The organism is Levilactobacillus cerevisiae (assembly GCF_003946245.1).
Taxonomy (GTDB): Bacteria; Bacillota; Bacilli; order Lactobacillales; family Lactobacillaceae; genus Levilactobacillus; species Levilactobacillus cerevisiae.
On record NZ_RHNN01000004.1, the window covers coordinates 13,767 to 32,762 of the forward strand.

Annotated in this window: 21 protein-coding genes; 10 read left to right on the top strand and 11 right to left on the bottom strand. The window is 51.6% G+C overall.

Going from position 1 to position 18,996, the window contains the following annotated elements; all coding sequences use genetic code 11:
• Positions 1-142 precede the first annotated feature (142 nt).
• Positions 143-949 (top strand): hypothetical protein, encoded by an 807-nt coding sequence (locus EKM99_RS15955; protein ID WP_225419755.1) that lies wholly within the window; start codon positions 143-145, stop codon positions 947-949.
• Between the two features lie 220 nt (positions 950-1,169).
• Here EKM99_RS15955 and EKM99_RS02270 read toward each other — a convergent pair whose 3' ends face one another.
• Positions 1,170-1,619, bottom strand: coding sequence for a GNAT family N-acetyltransferase (locus EKM99_RS02270; RefSeq protein ID WP_125580525.1), 450 nt, complete (start codon positions 1,617-1,619; stop codon positions 1,170-1,172).
• 187 nt (positions 1,620-1,806) lie between these two features.
• On the opposite strand from EKM99_RS02270, the gene EKM99_RS15710 reads away from it, so the two are divergent.
• Positions 1,807-1,947 carry a hypothetical protein gene (locus EKM99_RS15710; protein WP_164511488.1) on the top strand — a complete coding sequence of 47 codons (141 nt, stop codon included), beginning with the start codon at positions 1,807-1,809 and terminating at the stop codon, positions 1,945-1,947.
• Positions 1,948-2,638: 691 nt separating this feature from the next.
• The gene (locus tag EKM99_RS02275; RefSeq protein ID WP_125580526.1) at positions 2,639-3,679 is read left to right on the top strand and encodes a lactonase family protein; all 1,041 of its coding nucleotides are present in this window, start codon (positions 2,639-2,641) and stop codon (positions 3,677-3,679) included.
• Between the two features lie 112 nt (positions 3,680-3,791).
• Here EKM99_RS02275 and EKM99_RS02280 read toward each other — a convergent pair whose 3' ends face one another.
• From EKM99_RS02280 to EKM99_RS02300, 5 genes are all read right to left on the bottom strand, one after another.
• The gene (locus EKM99_RS02280; RefSeq protein ID WP_125580527.1) at positions 3,792-4,343 is read right to left on the bottom strand and encodes a helix-turn-helix domain-containing protein; all 552 of its coding nucleotides are present in this window, start codon (positions 4,341-4,343) and stop codon (positions 3,792-3,794) included.
• 13 nt (positions 4,344-4,356) lie between these two features.
• Entirely contained in the window at positions 4,357-4,623 is a 267-nt protein-coding gene (locus tag EKM99_RS02285; RefSeq protein WP_125580528.1) for a hypothetical protein, read from the bottom strand.
• A gap of 89 nt (positions 4,624-4,712) precedes the next feature.
• Positions 4,713-5,627, bottom strand: a complete 915-nt coding sequence (locus tag EKM99_RS02290; RefSeq protein WP_125580529.1) for a sce7725 family protein — start codon at positions 5,625-5,627, stop codon at positions 4,713-4,715.
• The gene (locus tag EKM99_RS02295) at positions 5,624-6,316 is read right to left on the bottom strand and encodes a hypothetical protein (protein ID WP_125580532.1); all 693 of its coding nucleotides are present in this window, start codon (positions 6,314-6,316) and stop codon (positions 5,624-5,626) included. The genes EKM99_RS02290 and EKM99_RS02295 overlap by 4 nt, the downstream gene beginning before the upstream one ends.
• Positions 6,313-8,676, bottom strand: a complete 2,364-nt coding sequence (locus EKM99_RS02300; RefSeq protein ID WP_125580533.1) for an ATP-dependent DNA helicase — start codon at positions 8,674-8,676, stop codon at positions 6,313-6,315. The genes EKM99_RS02295 and EKM99_RS02300 overlap by 4 nt, the downstream gene beginning before the upstream one ends.
• Positions 8,677-8,886: 210 nt before the next feature.
• Here EKM99_RS02300 and EKM99_RS02305 point away from each other — a divergent pair, with 210 nt between their 5' ends.
• Both EKM99_RS02305 and EKM99_RS02310 read left to right on the top strand, forming a co-directional pair.
• Positions 8,887-9,150 (top strand): HPr family phosphocarrier protein, encoded by a 264-nt coding sequence (locus EKM99_RS02305; RefSeq protein ID WP_125580535.1) that lies wholly within the window; start codon positions 8,887-8,889, stop codon positions 9,148-9,150.
• 457 nt (positions 9,151-9,607) lie between these two features.
• On the top strand, positions 9,608-9,811 hold the full coding sequence (locus EKM99_RS02310) for a hypothetical protein (RefSeq protein ID WP_125580537.1): 204 nt from the start codon (positions 9,608-9,610) through the stop codon (positions 9,809-9,811).
• A gap of 75 nt (positions 9,812-9,886) precedes the next feature.
• On the opposite strand, the gene EKM99_RS02315 is transcribed toward EKM99_RS02310, so the two are convergent.
• Positions 9,887-10,237: a hypothetical protein gene (locus EKM99_RS02315; RefSeq protein WP_125580539.1), complete on the bottom strand. Its 351-nt coding sequence runs from the start codon at positions 10,235-10,237 to the stop codon at positions 9,887-9,889.
• 285 nt (positions 10,238-10,522) lie between these two features.
• On the opposite strand from EKM99_RS02315, the gene EKM99_RS02320 reads away from it, so the two are divergent.
• From EKM99_RS02320 to EKM99_RS02340, 5 genes are all read left to right on the top strand, one after another.
• Positions 10,523-11,416 (top strand): phosphate ABC transporter substrate-binding protein PstS family protein, encoded by an 894-nt coding sequence (locus tag EKM99_RS02320; protein WP_125580541.1) that lies wholly within the window; start codon positions 10,523-10,525, stop codon positions 11,414-11,416.
• Positions 11,417-11,596: 180 nt separating this feature from the next.
• Positions 11,597-12,451 (top strand): phosphate ABC transporter permease subunit PstC, encoded by an 855-nt coding sequence (pstC, locus tag EKM99_RS02325; protein WP_225419759.1) that lies wholly within the window; start codon positions 11,597-11,599, stop codon positions 12,449-12,451.
• Positions 12,441-13,328: a phosphate ABC transporter permease PstA gene (gene pstA / locus EKM99_RS02330; protein WP_125580545.1), complete on the top strand. Its 888-nt coding sequence runs from the start codon at positions 12,441-12,443 to the stop codon at positions 13,326-13,328. Before pstC ends, pstA begins: the two co-directional genes overlap by 11 nt.
• 12 nt (positions 13,329-13,340) lie before the next feature.
• The gene (gene pstB, locus EKM99_RS02335; RefSeq protein ID WP_125580547.1) at positions 13,341-14,144 is read left to right on the top strand and encodes a phosphate ABC transporter ATP-binding protein PstB; all 804 of its coding nucleotides are present in this window, start codon (positions 13,341-13,343) and stop codon (positions 14,142-14,144) included.
• Positions 14,145-14,254: 110 nt separating this feature from the next.
• The gene (locus tag EKM99_RS02340; protein WP_125580549.1) at positions 14,255-15,082 is read left to right on the top strand and encodes a hypothetical protein; all 828 of its coding nucleotides are present in this window, start codon (positions 14,255-14,257) and stop codon (positions 15,080-15,082) included.
• Between the two features lie 69 nt (positions 15,083-15,151).
• Here EKM99_RS02340 and EKM99_RS02345 read toward each other — a convergent pair whose 3' ends face one another.
• The 4 genes from EKM99_RS02345 to EKM99_RS02360 are packed head-to-tail and all read right to left on the bottom strand — an operon-like array spanning position 15,152 to position 18,930.
• On the bottom strand, positions 15,152-16,222 hold the full coding sequence (locus EKM99_RS02345) for an ABC transporter substrate-binding protein (protein WP_125580551.1): 1,071 nt from the start codon (positions 16,220-16,222) through the stop codon (positions 15,152-15,154).
• Positions 16,219-17,022 (bottom strand): ABC transporter permease, encoded by an 804-nt coding sequence (locus EKM99_RS02350; RefSeq protein ID WP_125580553.1) that lies wholly within the window; start codon positions 17,020-17,022, stop codon positions 16,219-16,221. Before EKM99_RS02350 ends, EKM99_RS02345 begins: the two co-directional genes overlap by 4 nt.
• A complete protein-coding gene (locus tag EKM99_RS02355; RefSeq protein WP_164511489.1) occupies positions 17,019-17,834 on the bottom strand; it encodes an ABC transporter permease in 816 nt (271 codons plus the stop codon). Before EKM99_RS02355 ends, EKM99_RS02350 begins: the two co-directional genes overlap by 4 nt.
• Entirely contained in the window at positions 17,821-18,930 is a 1,110-nt protein-coding gene (locus EKM99_RS02360) for an ABC transporter ATP-binding protein (RefSeq protein ID WP_125580557.1), read from the bottom strand. Before EKM99_RS02360 ends, EKM99_RS02355 begins: the two co-directional genes overlap by 14 nt.
• Positions 18,931-18,996: the final 66 nt, after the last annotated feature.

Consider the following 18,996-nt stretch of genomic DNA (forward strand, 5'->3'; position numbering starts at 1 on the left):
TTTTTGGGACGGGTTGGCTCAGTACGACTAGTTGTCAGCTCGAACAAGGCGGCTGGTTTTGGCCTTCGTTAAATTTGTGAAATTGTGTGGACTTGAAATGGTTGCACGGCTAAACTGGAAGTAGATTGGGGAGGTTCAATTCATGAAAAAAGTTATTAAGGGTATCGTTGCGCTCGGCGTCGGGGTGGGATTGTTTGGCAGCCTCGGCACAACGGCATCGGCCAAGTCACAGTATTCGGCTCGACGCTCCAACTCGGTTCGCTTAGTCTGGCGGACGAGCATGAAGCGCCACGCAATGACGGCAACTAAGGGTAGCCGTTATTCAAAACACCTGGGAACCTGGTATGGCTATAACAGCAGTCTGTCAGATGTCACGTGGTATACGAATGCTCATGAAAAATTATATGATGTGGCGACAGGAAAATACTTGATTTACTACCACGTGAACAGTGCGGATGGCCAGCATGGCGGGTGGATTTGGCGCGGCTACTTAAAGTCAGCAGCCAGCACCCCGGCAACGCTGACAACGTCCACGATGAACTGGGCATCAGCGACGAAGACCGCGGATTTACAGCCGGCTGATATTGCGCTCATGAAGTTGTTCCCGCACGCCACCTACGATCCTGATTTGATGACCGCCGTCAACCAGGTCTTTGCGTCGACGGACAATCAGCCCATTTTGTCAGAAGAAATTAGTTCAGCGAATGATGATTTTGACAACTTACTGACGGCTAATAACACCGAGTACAGTGGGTTTTACCTGGTTCGGTTCCACGTGAAGGATCCAGCTAACGCGGCCGAAGTAAAGCAAGCCATCGATGACGCCGTCACCGCGGCAGATCAAGCTGACTTGCAACGGTGGACCATTGCCGGGAAGATTGCGCCATTGGGAACCAAGACGCCTTACGTGAGTGGTGGCATGGGGTTGCTGGTGTTTGGGACGAAGTAAAGAGTGCGACAAAGGGCGGTTAGCTGGTGAGCATTAAGGCTGATAACCCAATAATCCTGGGCTTGGATTGTTGGGTTATCAGTTTTAAGCGGAGCTAGTTGCACTTTGTCACACGTTTCAGCAATGTAAGCTTGGAGCGACACCAAACGCAGTAAAACAACGCAATCAAAAGGCGTCACCCGTGAGACTAGTGGGTGACGCCTTTAATTTACATTGAGGTTTATCGCCGTACCATCCAGCGCCAACGCTTGTCAGTTTGGACAAAGCCAGCCGCTGCCAGAACGGCGTCGTCTAATTTACCAGCGCTGGTCAGCGTCATGTCAGTTAGTTGTAGTTCTTCGTGGCCAAAATTAACCAGTCGATTCACAATTTCTTGTTGCTCGCTAGCGGGAAGGCGCTTCCCGTTGAAGCCGATGTTACCGGTATGGGCAGTCAGGTCAAGGTCACTGAAGCCGCCCCAGGCAATCAGTTTGTGGGTTCGCCGCCGTTCGATTCCCCAGGTGAGGGCGGAACGGTCCATCGTGTTGCGCATGGTGGCATTGACCCAATCGGCCGTCACGCCCAGATCATTAGCGGTCAGGTCGGCGACGTACTTTAATTTAAATTGGGTGAGCCAGTCGAAACGAAATAAGGGGGTCAAAAGGGGATGATACCCTTCGAAACTAGACATGTGCGGTGAGTCCTTTCTTTGTCAGTTGTTCTGAATTGGTGTGATTGCTAAATGGCTTAGTCACATTTAGGATTAACTATCGTGGTCCTTATTTTTCAAGGATGCCATCCATACCATGATACTAATGTGAGGGAGAGGTTGCAACTAACTTTAGCCAGTCTATGAGAAATAAGGGGAAGGATTGTCGATGGAATGGTTAATGACTGCTGGTCGTGTTGACGGTCAAAATAGTTTTAGTAAGTCTGGACGTAGCGACCAACGGCTAACCAAGCTTAAGGTCGAAGTCGGCGAACGGCAATTAAGCAAGTGTGAACCGCAGGGCTGGTGAAAATGGGCCAAGCCGTGGGAATTCCCTTAGTGACGGTCTTTGTCGCTTAGGGAATTGATACTTTTGAGACGCGGGCTGTGCGGCTCAAAATAAGTCCGGAGACCGCACTATGGCTCCGGGCGGTCGCCCACAGCGATCCGGTCCCATGGTTACGTGATTTCAAAGGGGAGATTACTGTTGCCATTAATGCTTGGGAACGAGAGTGGTCAACGGATATCAGTCGCAGGGGCGGTCAAAATAGGCTAAGCCGTGGGAATTATCTTAGTGGCGGTCTTTGCCGCTTAGATAATTGGTACCTTTGAAACTCGGTTCTTAGAAGGTCAAAACAAACCTAAACCTAGAAGGACTAACAGAATCACGTAGCTTAAGGTCGAAGTCGGCAAACGGCAGTTAAACAAGTGTGAGCCGCAGGGGTGGTGAAAATGGGCCAAGCCGTGGGAATTCCCTTAGTGACGGTTCTTGTCGCTTAGGGAATTGATACTTTTGAGACGCGGGCTGTGCGGCTCAAAATAAGTCCGGAGACCGTACTGTGGCTCCGGACGGTCGCCCACCGCGATCCGGTCCCATTTTCACCAGCCCGGAGGCGCCGTTACCACACAACTTAACCGCCGTTGACCGACTTCCTCGGCCTTAAGCGGCTAGCTGTGCTATACTTAAGAGTGATATTGGCAAGTTGAAAGGGGCAGCACACATGACGGAAGATTTTTATATTGGAACTTATACCAAGCGCATCAGTCGTGGTATTTACCGGGTAACCGTAGACACCGCAGCGCCTAAGTTAATGGACTGCGAATGGTTAGCATCAGCTGGGAGCCCGACATACATTGCGAAGGCTGCGGCTAAGCGCCTGTACGTCATCAATAAAAAGGAAACGGATGGCACGACCCACGGTGGGTTGATCATCTATGACGTTTCCGAAGATAAGCCACGGGCCATTCAACAGGTCTTGGACTTGGGTTCATCACCGGCTTACGTTTCAGTTGATGAAGCACGGCAATTAGTCTACACGGCCAATTACCACACGGCTGCTGTGACGGTCTACGCCATCGCTGCTGACGGGACACTGAAGGAAACGGACCAGGTCATTGACCAGGATCCCGTTGGTCCAGCACCCGAACAAGCTGACGGTCCCCATCCTCATTTTGCCGACCTGACACCCGACAATCGCTTAGTTGTTTGTGACCTGGGTTCTGACAAGGTTTACGTGTACGACGTTTCTGACGCTGGCAAATTGTCACCGGTCAGTCAACTCGACATGCCTGCTGGCTACGGTCCACGGCACATCGTCTTTGATGACCAGAAGGGTGTCGCATACTTGGTTGGTGAATTAAGCAGTAACGTCGCCACGTTAAGTTACGACACCGCTACGGGTAAATTTGCTGTGAAGAGCATTATCTCCACGATTCCTGACGACTGGACGGAACATAACGGTGCCGCTGCCATTCGTTTGAGCAAGGATCGGCGCTTCCTATACGTTTCCAACCGGGGGAACAATTCGCTGGCAGTCTTCGCCACCGCTGAAGATGGCACGTTGACGCTGGTGCAACGGATCTCAACGGAAGGTGACTTCCCACGTGACTTCAACTGGACGGCCAATCAAGGCTTGTTGCTGGTTGTGAACCAAAACTCAGACAACGCCGCACTGTTCCAACGCGACGCTGAGAGCGGTAAGTTAACGCTGGTTCAAAAGGACTTCATGGTCCCAGAGGGCGTTAGCGTGTTACCAGCTTAACGTGTGATTGTCATATTAGTTTAGAGATAGCAAAGAGGCTGTGACGAAAATGTCACAGCCTCTTTTAATATCGCATTTATATTGCCTGCCAGCCAAGTACTGGTTCCACGCACTATTTCCGCGCAACAAACTGGCGAATCTGACCCACGTGAATGAAGACGTAAACGATGGCCAGCGCAGCCAATAAGGTCCACGAATCCCAATTGGGCGCCCGTAAGATGGTGGGCGTCAACAGGACTAACAGGGCCAGGCTTTTGAATGGCCGGTTCGCTTCATTCTCATCAGTCAGCTTACCCGGCACCGGTGTTGGTTTGGGTGCTGGCAACAAAGCAACCAGAATCGCGATGATTACGATACCCAGGTACTTGATTGCTGGAGGCCACCGAAAAAGCAAGAGCAGTAACATGACGAGCGCCAGGCTGACCCGAAGTATTTTTTGCGTCCGCGTTGCCCGTGCTGGCTGCTCCTCACTGGTCCGTAAAATGGGCGTTGCATTAAATTTGTACAGTTGCGCCATCTGCCTAACGACCCGCTTTGTCGGCTTCGTCAGGTTGTACTCCCACAAGAACAGCGTAACTGGTGATACATGGAGCCGCTGGGCGGCCGAGCCAAGGGACAAGCCCCGAGCTATCCGCGCCGTCCTTAACCTTTTCCCCGAATTCATGGTGAAGCACCCCTTATTTTTTGTGATCCTCACGATGCGCAATCCGAATGAGCTCAATGGGCATGGTCACGACGAACAGCACCCCGTAGATGGCTGCAATGCCGGTAAACAGAAGGCCCCACCACGTTTGATTCCCCGTGAACCACGCGATACCTTCTAAAATAGCCATTGGCCAAAATAAATAAGTCAAAATGCGGCCCCACCTTGAATACTGCCGGGTCACCTTGTTGGCGCCTAGCAGTCGCCAAACCGTGGAGCCCATAGTCCTTTGCCGTGTCATAAATGTTAACCCCTTCCCCGATAAGTCCAGTATAGCACTATCGGAGAAGGGGCAGGGATTACGCTGGAACATGGGTACTGCCACCAGTTTTAGACGGGGTAGTGTTGCTTGAAGTAGCCAGCCATGATCTGGAGATGGTGTTCCAAACTAAGACGCTTGACGACGCCGAGTCCCGGAAAATGCTGTTGCTGGTGGTAGTCGGCGAGGGCTAAGGCGGCAGGCGTTTGGCTTGCTGGATGTTGCGGCAGCCAGTCAGCGAGTTTGGCGACCGCCTGGAAGAATTTTTCCTTGGGGTGGCGGAAGTCTTCGCGGTCGTCGGACACAAAACGGTGAATCCGGAGCTGGTCGCCCTTGAAATAGGTCAGGTGGAGCGTGACTGCCCGCGCCGGATAGCCGTGCTCACTGTAATGGGCGCCACCAATCGTGTAGTCGCTGAAGCCCTGGTAGCCATCACTTTCGGCGAGGGACCAGTCATCACTGAAAAAGCCGTCAGCGATGTCCGCGTAACTGCGGTCGTGCTCTGGCAGCCAGGCGTGATCGAAGAGGCTGACGGTCGGGCGCGTCATTAACCGGCGAATGCGGGCCTCGGGCGGTACCAACAGATAAGTCGGCTCAGCCAACCAGCCGGCGTGTTGGGCCGCCGCGAGTTCGTCCGCTTGCCGACCAACGAGTAGCGTCTGGTGGCCGGTTGCTGGCTGCAGACTCGTAGGGATGAGCGTTGGCGTGAGAATGTGGCCAACGATTAAGGCGGGATTATCCGCCGCGGACCGCCAGTCGTAGAGTTTTTGTTGGGTCAGCGCGTAGTCACTGACGGTGGGGTTGGCAATCACGACCACTGGCTGGTCATGATCGACGAAGGCCGCCACGGTCTGGGGGAGCGCCCGGATGTCACGCACGGGTTCAATAATCGGGATAATGTTGGGTGGCAGAATCTGTTGCTGAGCAATATTTTTCAGTGCCAACAAGTCATACTGGCGACCACAAAAGTACGGAAAATAAATCATGGCCGGCGCTCCTTCAGCTGTTCCTGGAGGTCGTGCCGTTCCAGGTTCAGCGCATCAATTTCAGCCTGCAGGGCGGTGACGGCGGTTGACTGGGTATCATCAATGAATTGGTCGTAAAAATTGGCTTCCGGATCATAAATATCGTAATGTTGATGGCGTTTTTTCAATTCCTGATAGAGCCGCTCGGTCGAATACTGCTTGAGACCGGTGGCCATCTGCTTGGCCTTGCCAACCTCACGGGCCTGCGAGGCGATGAAGCGCGTGGTCAACGCCGATTCAGGGACCTGGAGCTCCTGGTGACGGGGTGGCCGGGCGACGGTCAGGTAGCCCGGTGTGGTGGGCGCCTCGGTCGCCGTCGCCAGCATTTCGGCATCAAAGGGCCGGTAGATCAGGACGCCAATCCGTGGAGGGATTTCTGCTTGTACGTCCTGATAGAGCTTGAGCGGTAGCACAAAGTAGTTGTAGTGGCCGACGAACGACAGCTTGGCCTTCGAATGGAAATCACTCTTGGTGACCTTCAACTCGTAGCAGCGCCATTCAATCTGTTGGTCGGGCATTTCCTGGTAGCTCAACGTGTCCACGATTCCCGCGTCGTCGGGCATGGTGACCTCTTCCACGGCAAACGCACCGGCTTCCCGGCAGTAGGCGTAGAGGGTTGCTTCCATTTCTAAGGTTAATTTCGTTTTCATCGGGGAACCTCCTGAAGCCAAAAATTTTGGATGGCGGGCTGCAATTGCTCGGGACGATAGATACGGCGAAAATGTTGCCAGTGGCGCGGATACAGGTTGGTGTAGCGGGGACTAGCGAAGCGTTGATCCATCAGTAAGATAATTCCCACGTCCTTGGACCCACGAATCAGCCGCCCCGCCGCTTGGAACACGTTGTTCAGGCCAGGCAATTGGTAGGCGTAGGCAAAGCCGCGGTGGGATTCTGCGTCAAAATAGTCGCGCAAAAGGTCAGTCTCGGGATTGATGCCGGGCAGGCCCACGCTGACGATACCGACGCCAATTAATCGGTCGGATTTCAGGTCGATGCCTTCGGAGAAGATCCCACCGAGGAGGGCAAAGCCGACCAACGTTTCACGCGGATCTGATTTGAAACTGGCGAGGAAAGCACTCCGATTGGCCTCGGCCATCTGGGACTCCTGACACACCGTTTTGATGTGCGGATAGGCTAAGTGAAAGGCCTGACTCACGTCGAGCAGGTAGCTGTAGGACGGCAAAAAGATCAGATAGTTGCCGGTCTTGCCGTCGACCAGCGTCTTGATGGCCAGTAAAATATTGGCCAGATTGGCGTTGCGCTGCTTGTAGGTCGTTTGAATGTAGGTCGTGACCAGAATATCTTGATGGGCCGGTTCAAATGGCGAATTGAGCTGGTAGGCCAAGCTTTCCTGGTCGCCACCCAACACGTTCTGATAGTAGTCCATGGGGGAAAGGGTCGCTGAAAACAGCACAGCACCGTGGCCCAGGGCGAGACTGTCAGCCAAAAATGCACTCGGATCCAGGCAGAGTTCCTTCAACATAATGTTACCGTTGTCCAGCTCTAGCCGCATCCGGTAGGTGTCGTCGTAGTATTCACCGATGCGCTGGTAGCTGATGGCGGCAAAGTAGTAGTCGAGCACGGACTGGGTAAAGGGCGTCTGTGGTTGGTCGACCAGCCAATCGTGGATGGCCTCCACCAAGCGACTCAGGTCGTGCTCAAAATTTTCTGGCGGCATCATGAAAGTGCTGTCGGTCTGACCATCGTCAATCAGGGGTTGCGCGATGTCGCTAAAGGTGGCCCGCAGATCCTTGAGCCGACGCCGTAATTTGGGAGTGGCTTGGTCGAGACCTTGACTTGTATCGATTAGGTGATCCAGCGGTCGACTGTTGATGGCGGCCGAATACATGTCGCGCGACCGACTGACCAGGTTGTGGGCTTCATCAATCAGAAAAAAATTATCCGGATCTTCCGTCGCAAAGAAGCGTTGGAGGTGAACCTGGGGGTCAAACAGGTAGTTGTAGTCCCCCACGATAAGATCACAAAAAAGACTGGCATCCAGCTGAAATTCAAACGGGTCCAGCGTGTGTTTGCGCGCATAGTCTTCGATGACTGGACGCGTGAGCTGATCATTGTGTTGAATCAAATCCAGAAGGGCCGGCTTTAACCGATCGTAGTAGCCTAGCATGTAAGGGTTCTCTTCGGGTTGCAGGTCGGCCTCCTCGGGAAACTTAATTTTATCCTTGGCTGTCAGCGTAATGCTCTTGAGTTTCAACCCCTGACTGGCCATGAGGGTGACCGCTTCTTCCGCGACACGGCGGGTGCTCTGCTTGGCCGTGAGGTAGAAAATCCGCTGGATAACGCCTTCGCCAATGGCTTTAATGGTAGGAAAGAGCGTGGAGATGGTTTTTCCGGTACCCGTGGGCGCTTCCGCAAACAGCCGCTTGCTGGTCACAATCGTTTTGTAGACGGCGACCGCTAATTCCCGCTGACCGGGACGGTAGTGGCCAAAGGGAAAGGCCAACTGCTTAATGGTCGGATCTCGCCGTTCGCGCAAGTCGGATCGAAACTTCAGCCAGGTAATGTATTCCGTAATGACCTGATCAAAGAACGCCGCCGCTTCGGTACGGGTAATGACCTGATCCGTCTGAGTGGTCGTCTCCGTGTTAGTTTGAAAATAGGTGAGCGTCAACGTGACCTGGTCGAGGTCGGTTTCCTTGGTCATTAGTAGGTAAGCGTAAATTTTCACCTGCGCCCAGTAAAGGGTCAGTGTGTTAGCGCTCAACTTGTCGAAGACGGTTTCGGATGTCTTGATTTCTTCGATGCTGGCCGCGTCGTCGGTGAGGGTAACGCCGTCCGCTCGGCCATGGAGTAGGTAGTCATCGCCGTTTAGTGTCAGTGCCTTGTCGAGGTAGTATTCCTTTTGGTAGTTTTCACCGCGTTGTTTCTGTAGACGACGGTGGATTTGTGCGCCCAGCAAGGCCGTGTTCTGGCTGCCAGAAGTCGAACTTAAATCACCCGTTCGCAGGGTAAATTCAACTAATTCCCGCACACCAAGCTTGGTAGTCATGTCCCCATCGCCTCCATTTCTGAAAATATCATACCACACTTTCGGCCAAGATTGAACGTGCGTTCGCAAGACAGATGTGGGTAGCCACATGTGATTTTTAGGACTGGCACAAGCGGGGATGGGGTTCACACCGCAACTTTGTGAAAAAGACTGAAAGGTATTGGCAAAGGTAATGTAATCGCTTACAATAATAAGCAGAGGTGATCACAGATGAAAACAATCGGAATTCCATTCTACCCAGAAACGCCCGCAATTGACGAAAGTGTCGCGCTCAAAAAAATTTGTCAGCGTTATACGAGCAAAGCCACGATTCGAATTCGCAATGAGGAACTGAATCCCAGTCTGGCACAAGAGGTGGCGCGACTTTCCAAGTGTGGTGGCGACTTTGTTCAAATCGTGGCGGACGGCCCGGATGAGGCCCAGCTCGTCGCCGCAATTCATCAGCAACTGGCTAAGGATAAGTATTGTTATTAAAAGGTTAAACACGGTAGGTAACAGCCGGCTTGCCGGTCGCCAAATTTAGGCTGGAACGCTGTGGGTAGGACGCTGAAACCTGAGAGGCGGTCTTTCAGCTCGCTTTGAACCGCCAAGACCGCGTTTCAAAGTCGCCATTTTCTAAGAAGACCACTTGGAAAATCCCACGGCTGAGCCTAAATTTGGCTCGCTCACGCCTACATTGTGTTAACCAACGACTAATCATGATACCAACAGTTAGTGGCAGTCTAATGGTTGATGATCCATTCCTTAGTAGGAGGGCTGGTGCGCAGACACTGACGGCTTATGTAGTCGCTGGCCATTGGGCAACGCCGATGTAATCCCTAAGTATTGAATTGTGTGGCCGTTCAAACCACTAAAAAGGTCGCTGACGACTTGACGCGCCGGTGTGGATTGGCTAAGCTCGAGTAAGATTTAAAAACGAGGGGGTCCCACCGTGAATGAAGAACAGGTTGAACGACTCTGTCAGATTGCACCAAAGTATGGGCTTTCCTTGGCACACGAGGGCTTGATTATTACGAAAGTTAACGATCAAACCACGACGCTGGATACGACGGCCTACATGCCTGATCAATTCATTGATTTGCTCGCCCAGATTATTGCGACGAACATGAAAGCTGACCTGTGGCAGTGGCAGTAAATTGCCTGCAAACAAATAACCCGCAAAATCATTTGATGTGATTTTGCGGGTTATTTTTGTCTAAAAGTTGTGGTCTTATTCTTTTTCCCAACGGTCAAAGTCGCTGGTATGACTGGCTAGGTAGGCGATTGCCTCTGTGGCCAAGGCCTCGCTAGCAGCGGAAAAGTCGTGGGTGGTGTCTTCGTCATCAGCATCGGCTTCATCCCGGAGAAAGCCCGAGGCGAGGTCTAAATACTTGGTACGGCGGCCCACCCCGTTATCCTTAAATAGCTCATCCAATGCAGTTACGTCAGTCTTTGCGGCCGCTGAAACTTTTTCCGCCAAGTCGGGTTGTTTCCCTAGCTTGTTGGCGGCATAGTCCATCAAAAAGTCATTCATATCAACGATGATAGCATGCCGTGCGGCCTTTTCATTTTTATTTGCCACTTCTGGTCACCTCTTACCTATAATTCTAGCCATTCTCTGGAGGTTACGCAATTAATCATCCGTAATTAGTTGATTAATCGTGTTTGGGGGTTAAGGACCGTAATATAAAAGGAATTATAAAGACTTCGGCAACATTTACCGAAAATTTACACGATTGCGACGTAAAACATAAATTGAGCACGTAGAATTGTCTTTGTAAGTTAAGGGGAGGCACCACGAGCATTAGCGACTTAGCTTACGTTGTGGTGGTTCTACTATATCTTAAAAAGACATGGAGTGACAGAGATGAATAAGGGATCAAAGGTAGCGATTGGTATTGCAGCACTTAGTTTTCTATTGGTAGGTTGTGGGAAGGCCACTAGCTCAACTAGCAGTAAGAGCAGTAGCAGTGAAGCACTTTCAGGTAAGGTAACGGCAGTGGGGTCAACGGCGTTACAACCATTAGCAGCTAAAGCTGGAGCCAACTTCCAAGCCAAGAACAGCAAGGTTAACTTGACCGTTCAAGGTGGGGGCTCTGGAACTGGGCTGAGCCAAGTGCAAGCTGGTGCCGTATCAATCGGGAACTCAGATATCTTTGCTGAAGAAAAAGAAGGCATCAAGGCTGACAAGTTAACTGACCACAAGGTAGCCGTTGTTGGAATGGCTCCCGTCGTTAACAAGGATACCGGTATCAAGAACTTGAAGATGGCCCAACTGAAACAAATCTTTACGGGTAAGATCACGAACTGGAAAGAAGTTGGTGGTAAGAACCAAAAGATTGTCATCATCAACCGGGCCCAAGGTAGTGGGACGCGAGCAACGTTTGAAAACGCCGTATTGAAGGGTGCCACCGCTGTTAAGTCTCAAGAACAAGATTCTAACGGTGCGGTTCAAAAGATTGTTTCCTCAACACCAGGTGCCGTTAGCTACTTGGCCTTCTCGTACTTCACCAGTAAGTTACAAGCCGTTTCTATCAACAATGTTACCCCAACGGACAACAACGTTGAAAACAACAAATGGCAAATCTGGTCTTACGAACACATGTACACCAAGGGCACGCCTGACAAGGCTACTGCTGCATTCCTAAAGTACATGGATTCCAAGACCGTTCAAAACAGCTTAGTTAAGGATATGGGCTACATCAGTATCCATGACATGAAAGTTACTAAGGACGCTAAGGGAACTGTTACCCAAAACTAAGCGTCACTAATAAATTGTCGTAGTCACATGGGGGGAGGTGCGGTCGAAGCACCTTCATTTTTGTTAAGGGGGAGTCAACGTATGGAACAAACAAATTTTCAACTTAAGAATCAAAAGACGCAGTCGAATGACTGGTCTGCACGCTTGCACCACGCGACCCGCGCCACTCGTGAAGACTGGATGGGTAAAGGGATTAGTTATCTATGTATCGGGGTCATTATCTTAGTGGTGGCATCCATGCTCTGGTTCATTACGTCTAAAGGAATTGCGACGTTTACTCAGAACCATGTGAGCCTGGTGAAGTTCCTGACTGGGACCAACTGGGCGCCTGATCAAGGTCAAATTGGAGCATTGCCCATGATTGTGGGGTCCTTTGCAGTGACCTTTGCCGCCGCAATCGTGGCGACCCCATTTGCCGTAGGGACTGCCATCTTCATGACGGAAATCTCACCCAACCGGGGTCGGAAATTATTGCAACCCGTGATTGAATTACTGGTTGGGATTCCTTCCGTTGTTTATGGGTTCATCGGTTTGGCCGTCGTGGTACCGTTCATGCGGCACCTGGTTGGCGGTTCTGGTTTCGGGATTATCTCAGCGACCTTTGTCCTGTTCGTCATGGTGTTACCAACGATCACGTCAATGACCGTCGATAGTCTGCGGGCCGTCCCCCGTCACTTTAAGGAAGCTTCCTTAGCCTTAGGCGCTACTCGCTGGCAAACTGTTTCGCGGGTGATCCTGCGTTCAGCGACGCCCGGAATCTTGACTGCCGTTATCTTCGGGATGGCCCGGGCTTTCGGGGAAGCCTTAGCTGTTCAAATGGTGATTGGGAACGCAGCGATTATGCCTAAGAACTTAATTTCACCGGCTTCAACATTAACTAGTCAACTAACTACCGGTATCGGGGACACCATTGATGGGACGCTTCCCAACAACGCCCTTTGGTCATTAGCTTTGATCCTGTTATTAATGTCATTATTCTTCAACGCACTTGTACGGGTCATCGCTAAGAGGGGGCAACTCAAACATGAACGCTAAACGGACTGATTTTCTAGCAACGGTCATCATTGATTTGATTGTTGCAACCGTCGTGGGTATTTTGATTTTCTTATTAGCCTACATTTTGATTTCTGGCTTACCCCACGTCAGCTGGTCCTTTCTGACAGGGACAACGGACGCCTTCAGTGGCGCCGGTGGTATCGGAGTTCAGCTGTTTAACTCCTTCTACCTGTTATTTCTGACGATGGTGATCTCCATTCCCATTTCCTTGGGTGCAGGGATTTATTTAGCAGAGTATGCTAAAGACAACTGGCGAACTAGCTTGATTCGTTCCGCCATCGAAGTGCTGAGTTCCTTGCCTTCCGTAGTGGTTGGGTTGTTTGGGTTCTTACTGTTCGTTGTGAAGTTTAAGATTGGCTTCTCAGTTATTTCCGGGGCCATTGCCTTAACCTTCTTCAACTTGCCGCTGTTGACGCGGAACATTGAAGAATCTCTGAGTGCTGTTTCTCGTGACCAACGGGAAGCGGGGCTGTCGCTAGGCTTATCTAAATGGAAGACGGAAATCGGGATTATCTTACCGGTTGCGTTGCCCGGCATCGTTACGGGGATCGTGTTGAGTGCCGGACGGGTCTTTGGGGAAGCCGCAGCTTTGATTTACACGGCCGGCCAAAGTGCGCCCGTCACCAACTTTGCTGATTGGAATCCCATGGATCCAGCGAGTCCGCTGAATCCCTTCCGACCAGCCGAAACGTTGGCGGTCCACATTTGGAAGGTCAACACTGAAGGCTTGGCCAGCAATGCCGCGCAGTTATCGGCCGCTGCCTCAGCCGTGTTGATTATTGCCGTTCTGTTATTCAACTTGTGTGCACGGTTACTGGGAAACTTCCTCTACCGGCGCGTCACGGCCAGCAAATAAGGAGGAGCTGCTATGTTAAAACAATATTCATTTGAAGACACTGCGGTGCAGACCTTTGATGACAAGACGTCGCTGGCCATGCGGACCGAGAACCTGCAAGTCTTCTACGGCACCAACCATGCCATGCACGATGCAGACCTGGCCTTCCCTAAGAACCAGATTACCGCGTTGATTGGGGCTTCTGGTTCTGGGAAATCCACGTACTTGCGGTCACTGAACCGGATGAACGATGGCATTGCCACGGTCACCGGGAAGATTTGGTACCACAACGTGGACATCAATGAACCAGACGTGAACATTTACGAGATTCGACGACACATCGGGATGGTCTTCCAACGACCGAACCCGTTTGCCAAGTCGATTCGTGAAAATATTGTCTACGCGCTGCGAGCCAATGGTATCAAAGGTAAGGCTGAATTGGCCGAACGCGTTGAGGCCAGTCTGAAGGGCGCTGCGCTGTGGGATGAAGTGAAGGACAGTCTGGATAAGAGTGCTTTATCCCTGTCTGGTGGGCAACAACAACGGTTGTGTATCGCCCGTTCAATTGCCATGGAGCCCGACGTCTTGCTACTGGATGAACCTTGTAGCGCGTTGGATCCCATTTCAACGGTCAAGGTGGAGGAAACCCTGCTGAAATTGCAGAAGAAGTACACCATCATTATCGTGACCCACAACATGCAACAGGCCGCGCGAGTTAGCAGTCAATGTGCCTTTTTCCATCTGGGACATGTGATGGAATACACGTCGACCGGAACCATGTTTAGCAATCCGCAAATCCCAGTGACCCAAGATTATATCGCTGGTAGTTTCGGTTAAAGGGGTTCGTGAGGGGATGCAGAGGCATCCGTTCACGAACTTTTTTTGCGTCATTTTAACGGTGGATAGCGTATAATCAAAGCAAAAGAAGTTTTGGGAGGGTGAACGTTTTGATTAAAGGCAAGTTATTCATTGCGGGATTAGTTGCCGTGAGCATTGGCGGGATGAGTGTTATTTCAGCCCAGGCCAGTACACAGTATTTGGGGGTGACCACCCATAAATTTTTAAAGACACAACGCAAGATTATCGCCAAAAATTCAGCAAAGAAGGGCAGCATCACAATTCCTAAGGGAACGGTTGTCCAGATTCAAGCCATCAGTGCCAGTAACGGCAAGACCTGGGTGGGGCTCAATCTGAATCAATTGAGTTATAGCGTGCGTAAGTCCTATCACTTGTCGGCGACCATGACCCAATCAATTCCGGCAACGACACAAAACTTTAAGCACGTGACGGTGCCTAAGTACCTGGGTTTTTATGCCACGCAAAAGGCCTACCCGGACGGCGCGTTACGTAATTATCGTGGGGATGGGAACCTGTATAAAGGTACCGCTTATCCTAAGAATGATACGAAGGCTAAGCTAGCGCGGGTGCATGTGACCACGAATGGTTATTTAGAATATTATAAGAGCAGTCCTTTCAAAGTGAGTGGCATGGATGGCAAGCCAACCACGTCCGTCAAAATAACCAAGACCGTTAAATCAAAGAATCAGCTGGTGGTGTACAGTAAGAGTGCCGTGCCCAAGGCGATTGGCACGAAGGTCACCAGCAAAGGGAATTATCGGTATAAAACAACGATTAAGCGGCTCAATAAATTCTATGGGACCACGTTCTACAATACCAAGAGTAAGAACGTCTTGAATTCCGTGGAGATTACCGCCGGGTACCAAGTTGGCAAGCAGTCCTACTTCATGCGCGAGTCAACGGTTTACCCAGCGTAATGGTTTAAAAGTACAAACAAAACAGGGGCCATGGCGATTGTCATGGTCCCTGCTTCGTTTGTAATTTCACTAGTGGTGCATCTTAAATTCCAAGTAGCGGTCGTTATACAAAGCCACCTTTGCTGGCGATAGATCCTGGTAAACCTGCAAATGCTTAATCGTGGTTTGGGTCGGGTAGAATTGCCGGTCGTTGCGGATGGCCTTTGGGAGCAAGGCCTTTGCTTGACGGTTTGGTGTGGCGTAGCCAATGTATTCGGCATTTTGAGCGGCATTTTCCGGCCGGCTCATGAAGTTGAGGAAGGCATAGATGGCGTCGGTATGTTGGGCCGTCTTGGGAATGACTAGGTTGTCAATCCACAAGTTACTGCCTTCACTCGGGACCACGTAATGGAGATGCGGGTTATTGGCCAGCATTTCTGCCGCCTCACCTGACCAGTCTACGGCCAGCGGCGCCTCGTTTTGCGTCATGTACATTTTGATTTCGTCGGCCACAATGGCCTTGACGTTTGGTGCCAATTGGTTCAGCTTGCGTTCAGCCGCCAGTAACGTCGCGGGGTTCGTGGTATTCATGGACTTGTTCAGTGTTACCAGGGACATCCCCATGATATCGCGGGCCGAATCAATTAACATGATTTTGTCGCGAAACTGCGGCGACCACAAGTCCTGCCAATGCTGAACTTGACTGGCCTTGACGAATTTATCATTGTAAACGATGCCCAGCGTTCCCCAGAAATACGGCATGGAATAGCGGTTGCCGCGGTCAAACGACTGGTTTAAAAACTGGGAATCGAAATTTTGCCAACCCGTTAGCCGGCGTTTGTCCAGCGGCTTCAGGAGATGGGCACGTTTCATTTTCGCCACCATGTATTCACTGGGCACCGCCAGATCGTAGTGGGTGCCGCCTTGGTTGATCTTGGTGTACATGGCCTCGTTGCTGTCGAAAGTCTCGACGTTAACGTGATAACCGGTTTCCTTTTGAAATTTCGTGATCAGGCTGGGATCAATGTAGTCCCCCCAATTGTAGAGGTTCAGTACCTTGGCGCCGGTACTGCCACTGGTGCGCTCCAGCTGGTGACTCGTGTAAGCTAGGAGACCACAGATGGCCAATAGCGCGACGACCAATGAGACGAGACGTTTCATGAGGCCACCTCCCGTCGCCGGTGTTTCCGTTTTTGACTGGCCTGTTGGATCCAGTAGTAGCCGCCGACCAGCAAGAGCGAGAACAGGAACATGACACCGGAGAGGGCGTTGATTTCCAAATTAATGCCTTGCCGGGCGCGCGAATAAATTTCCACGGAGAGGGTGGAGAAGCCGTTGCCAGTGACGAAGAAGGTTACGGCAAAGTCGTCTAGCGAGTAGGTCAACGCCATGAAAAAACCGGCGAAGATACCGGGCGAGATAAACGGCAAAATGACGCGTGATAGGAGTTGCCGCGTGGTGGCGCCCAAGTCCTCCGCGGCGTCGAGCATGGCCGCCGACATTTCACGCAGGCGGGGTAGCACCATGAGAACCACAATCGGAATCTCAAACGCGATATGACTCATCAGCACGGAACCAAATCCCAAGGGAATCTTGAGCATCGTGAAGAAAATCAGAAAGCTGGCCCCGATAATCACGTCCGGGGACACCATCAAAACGTTGTTGAGGGTCAGGAGGGATTCACGCGTCACCCGTTTTGTCGTCCGATTGATGCTGAGAGCGCCCAGCGTACCGATGATGGTGGCAATTAGTGAGGACAGAAGCGCGACTAACAGTGTGTTGGCCACGATAGCCAGCATGCGGGCGTCGGTGAACAGCGTTTGGTAGTGGCGCCAGGTGAAACCGTGATAGTTGGTCATGGTGTCGCCCTGGCTGAAGGAGTAGACGATTAAAAATAGAATGGGCGCGTACAGAATCACGAAAACTAGAATCAAATAAGTATGGGCCAAGTGACGTTTCATCGGGGCGTCCCTCCCTTCGACTGTTGGTCACCGGTCAGGGTCATCACGATAATCATGGCAACAATCAGAATGACGCCAATCGTGGAGCCCATGCCCCAGTTCATGGTGGTTAAGAAATGTTCCTCAATCGCCGTTCCCAGCGTGATGACTTTGTTGCCGCCAATCAAGCGGGTCAACATGAAAAGGGATAGCGAGGGGATGAAGACGGCCTGAATGCCGGCCTTGACGCCGGGGAGTGTCAAGGGGAAGATGATGTGGTGAAACGTTTGCCACCCGCTGGCGCCCAGGTCCTTACTGGCGTTAATGAAGGCCGGATTGAGATCATCGAGCGCGTTGAAGATGGGCAGGATCATAAAGGGAATCTGAATGTAAGTCGCCACAAAGATGAAACTGGCGGTGGTGAAGAGAATCTGTTGCGGGCCGATGCCAATGAACGTCAGAAATTGATTGGCAAGGCCGGCCTGACTGAAGATGCCGATGAAGGCGTAGGCCTTGAGTAAAATATTGATCCAAGTGGGCAGAATCACCAGCAACAGCCAGAACTGGCGGTGCTTGAGGTGATGTAAAAAGTAGGCCGTGGGGTAGCTGATTAGGATGGTGAATAGCGTAATCAGGAAGGCGACCCACACGGAGTTCAGCGTCATTTTTAAATAGGTAGCTGATTGAAAATAAGTGGTGTAATTGCTGATGGTCAGGTGATGGCTGAGGTCGAAAAAGGATTGGTAAATGATCAAGGCGACGGGCGCAATGACGAAGAGGGCCAACCACAGGCCATAGGGGATGGCGTACAGCCACGTTTTACGCTTCGTCATGGCCATCGTCCTCCGTTTCGTAGGTTTCGAGGCGGGCGTCGAACTCGGCTTCCTTTTCCCCAAAGCGCATGACGTGGAGGTCTTGCGGGCGGAAAGTAATCCCGACGCGTTCGCCGTCTTCAGTAGGGTTGACCGAGTGAATCAGCCAATGATTGCCCAGGTTGTCGGTCGCAGTAATTTCGTAGTAGTCGCCCCGGAAAAGTTGAGCGTCGATGGTGACGGTCAATTTGGCCTGCGCCAAATCAGTCAGCGTCAGATCTTCCGGGCGAATGACGATTTCAACGGGCTCGTTGACCGGGATGCCGGCGTCGGCACATTCAAATTGATGACCGCCAAAGGCCACCTCGAAGTCGGCAATCATTTTACCCGGTAAGATGTTACTTTCGCCTATAAAATCTGCGACAAAGTGGTTAATGGGTTCATCATAAATGTCCACGGGCGAGCCACTTTGCAACACCTCGCCTTGATTCATGACAAAAATTTCGTCACTCATGGCCAGGGCTTCTTCCTGGTCGTGGGTCACAAATAAGAAGGTAATCCCCAGTCGCTGCTGCAGATCCCGTAACTCGGCCTGCATTTGCCGGCGGAGCTTAGCGTCGAGGGCGGACAAGGGTTCGTCCAATAACAAGACTTGGGGTTCCATCACGATGGCCCGAGCAATGGCGATGCGCTGTTGTTGGCCACCGGAGAGCGCACTGATTTCGCGGTCGCCGTAATCGGCCAGTTGGACGAGTTGTAGGGCCTGGGTCACGCGTTTGGCAATTTCTTTTTTAGGTAATTTTTTGAGCGTCAACCCGAAGGCCACATTTTCCGCCACGGTCATATGGGGGAAGAGCGCGTAGTCTTGGAAGACGGTGTTAACGTTCCGTTTATTAGCGGGGACGTCGTTGATCCGTTTGCCAGCGAACAGGACGTCGCCAGTACTCACGTCGGTAAAGCCGGCAATCGTTCTCAGAATCGTGGTCTTGCCGCAGCCGGACGGACCCAGCAGGGTATAAAATTTGCCGGATTCTAGGGTGAGGTTAATGTTTTTTAAAATGGTCGCGTCGCCGTAACGTTTGGTGACGTGGTGTAGTGTAATGATGGGTTGCGTCATTAGGCTGCCTCCTTTGGATAATAAATAGGGAATGACGGTATCCGACCCGAATTTTGCGTGGCTGGT

What these genes read in the sequence shown, in the direction of transcription:
- EKM99_RS15955 (WP_225419755.1), top strand. Translation starts at nt 143, where the DNA reads ATGAAAAAAGTTATTAAGGGTATCGTTGCGCTCGGCGTCGGGGTGGGA.
- EKM99_RS02270 (WP_125580525.1), bottom strand. Translation starts at nt 1,619, where the DNA reads ATGTCTAGTTTCGAAGGGTATCATCCCCTTTTGACCCCCTTATTTCGT.
- EKM99_RS15710 (WP_164511488.1), top strand. Translation starts at nt 1,807, where the DNA reads ATGGAATGGTTAATGACTGCTGGTCGTGTTGACGGTCAAAATAGTTTT.
- EKM99_RS02275 (WP_125580526.1), top strand. Translation starts at nt 2,639, where the DNA reads ATGACGGAAGATTTTTATATTGGAACTTATACCAAGCGCATCAGTCGT.
- EKM99_RS02280 (WP_125580527.1), bottom strand. Translation starts at nt 4,343, where the DNA reads ATGAATTCGGGGAAAAGGTTAAGGACGGCGCGGATAGCTCGGGGCTTG.
- EKM99_RS02285 (WP_125580528.1), bottom strand. Translation starts at nt 4,623, where the DNA reads ATGACACGGCAAAGGACTATGGGCTCCACGGTTTGGCGACTGCTAGGC.
- EKM99_RS02290 (WP_125580529.1), bottom strand. Translation starts at nt 5,627, where the DNA reads ATGATTTATTTTCCGTACTTTTGTGGTCGCCAGTATGACTTGTTGGCA.
- EKM99_RS02295 (WP_125580532.1), bottom strand. Translation starts at nt 6,316, where the DNA reads ATGAAAACGAAATTAACCTTAGAAATGGAAGCAACCCTCTACGCCTAC.
- EKM99_RS02300 (WP_125580533.1), bottom strand. Translation starts at nt 8,676, where the DNA reads ATGACTACCAAGCTTGGTGTGCGGGAATTAGTTGAATTTACCCTGCGA.
- EKM99_RS02305 (WP_125580535.1), top strand. Translation starts at nt 8,887, where the DNA reads ATGAAAACAATCGGAATTCCATTCTACCCAGAAACGCCCGCAATTGAC.
- EKM99_RS02320 (WP_125580541.1), top strand. Translation starts at nt 10,523, where the DNA reads ATGAATAAGGGATCAAAGGTAGCGATTGGTATTGCAGCACTTAGTTTT.
- pstC (WP_225419759.1), top strand. Translation starts at nt 11,597, where the DNA reads ATGGGTAAAGGGATTAGTTATCTATGTATCGGGGTCATTATCTTAGTG.
- pstA (WP_125580545.1), top strand. Translation starts at nt 12,441, where the DNA reads ATGAACGCTAAACGGACTGATTTTCTAGCAACGGTCATCATTGATTTG.
- pstB (WP_125580547.1), top strand. Translation starts at nt 13,341, where the DNA reads ATGTTAAAACAATATTCATTTGAAGACACTGCGGTGCAGACCTTTGAT.
- EKM99_RS02345 (WP_125580551.1), bottom strand. Translation starts at nt 16,222, where the DNA reads ATGAAACGTCTCGTCTCATTGGTCGTCGCGCTATTGGCCATCTGTGGT.
- EKM99_RS02350 (WP_125580553.1), bottom strand. Translation starts at nt 17,022, where the DNA reads ATGAAACGTCACTTGGCCCATACTTATTTGATTCTAGTTTTCGTGATT.
- EKM99_RS02355 (WP_164511489.1), bottom strand. Translation starts at nt 17,834, where the DNA reads ATGACGAAGCGTAAAACGTGGCTGTACGCCATCCCCTATGGCCTGTGG.
- EKM99_RS02360 (WP_125580557.1), bottom strand. Translation starts at nt 18,930, where the DNA reads ATGACGCAACCCATCATTACACTACACCACGTCACCAAACGTTACGGC.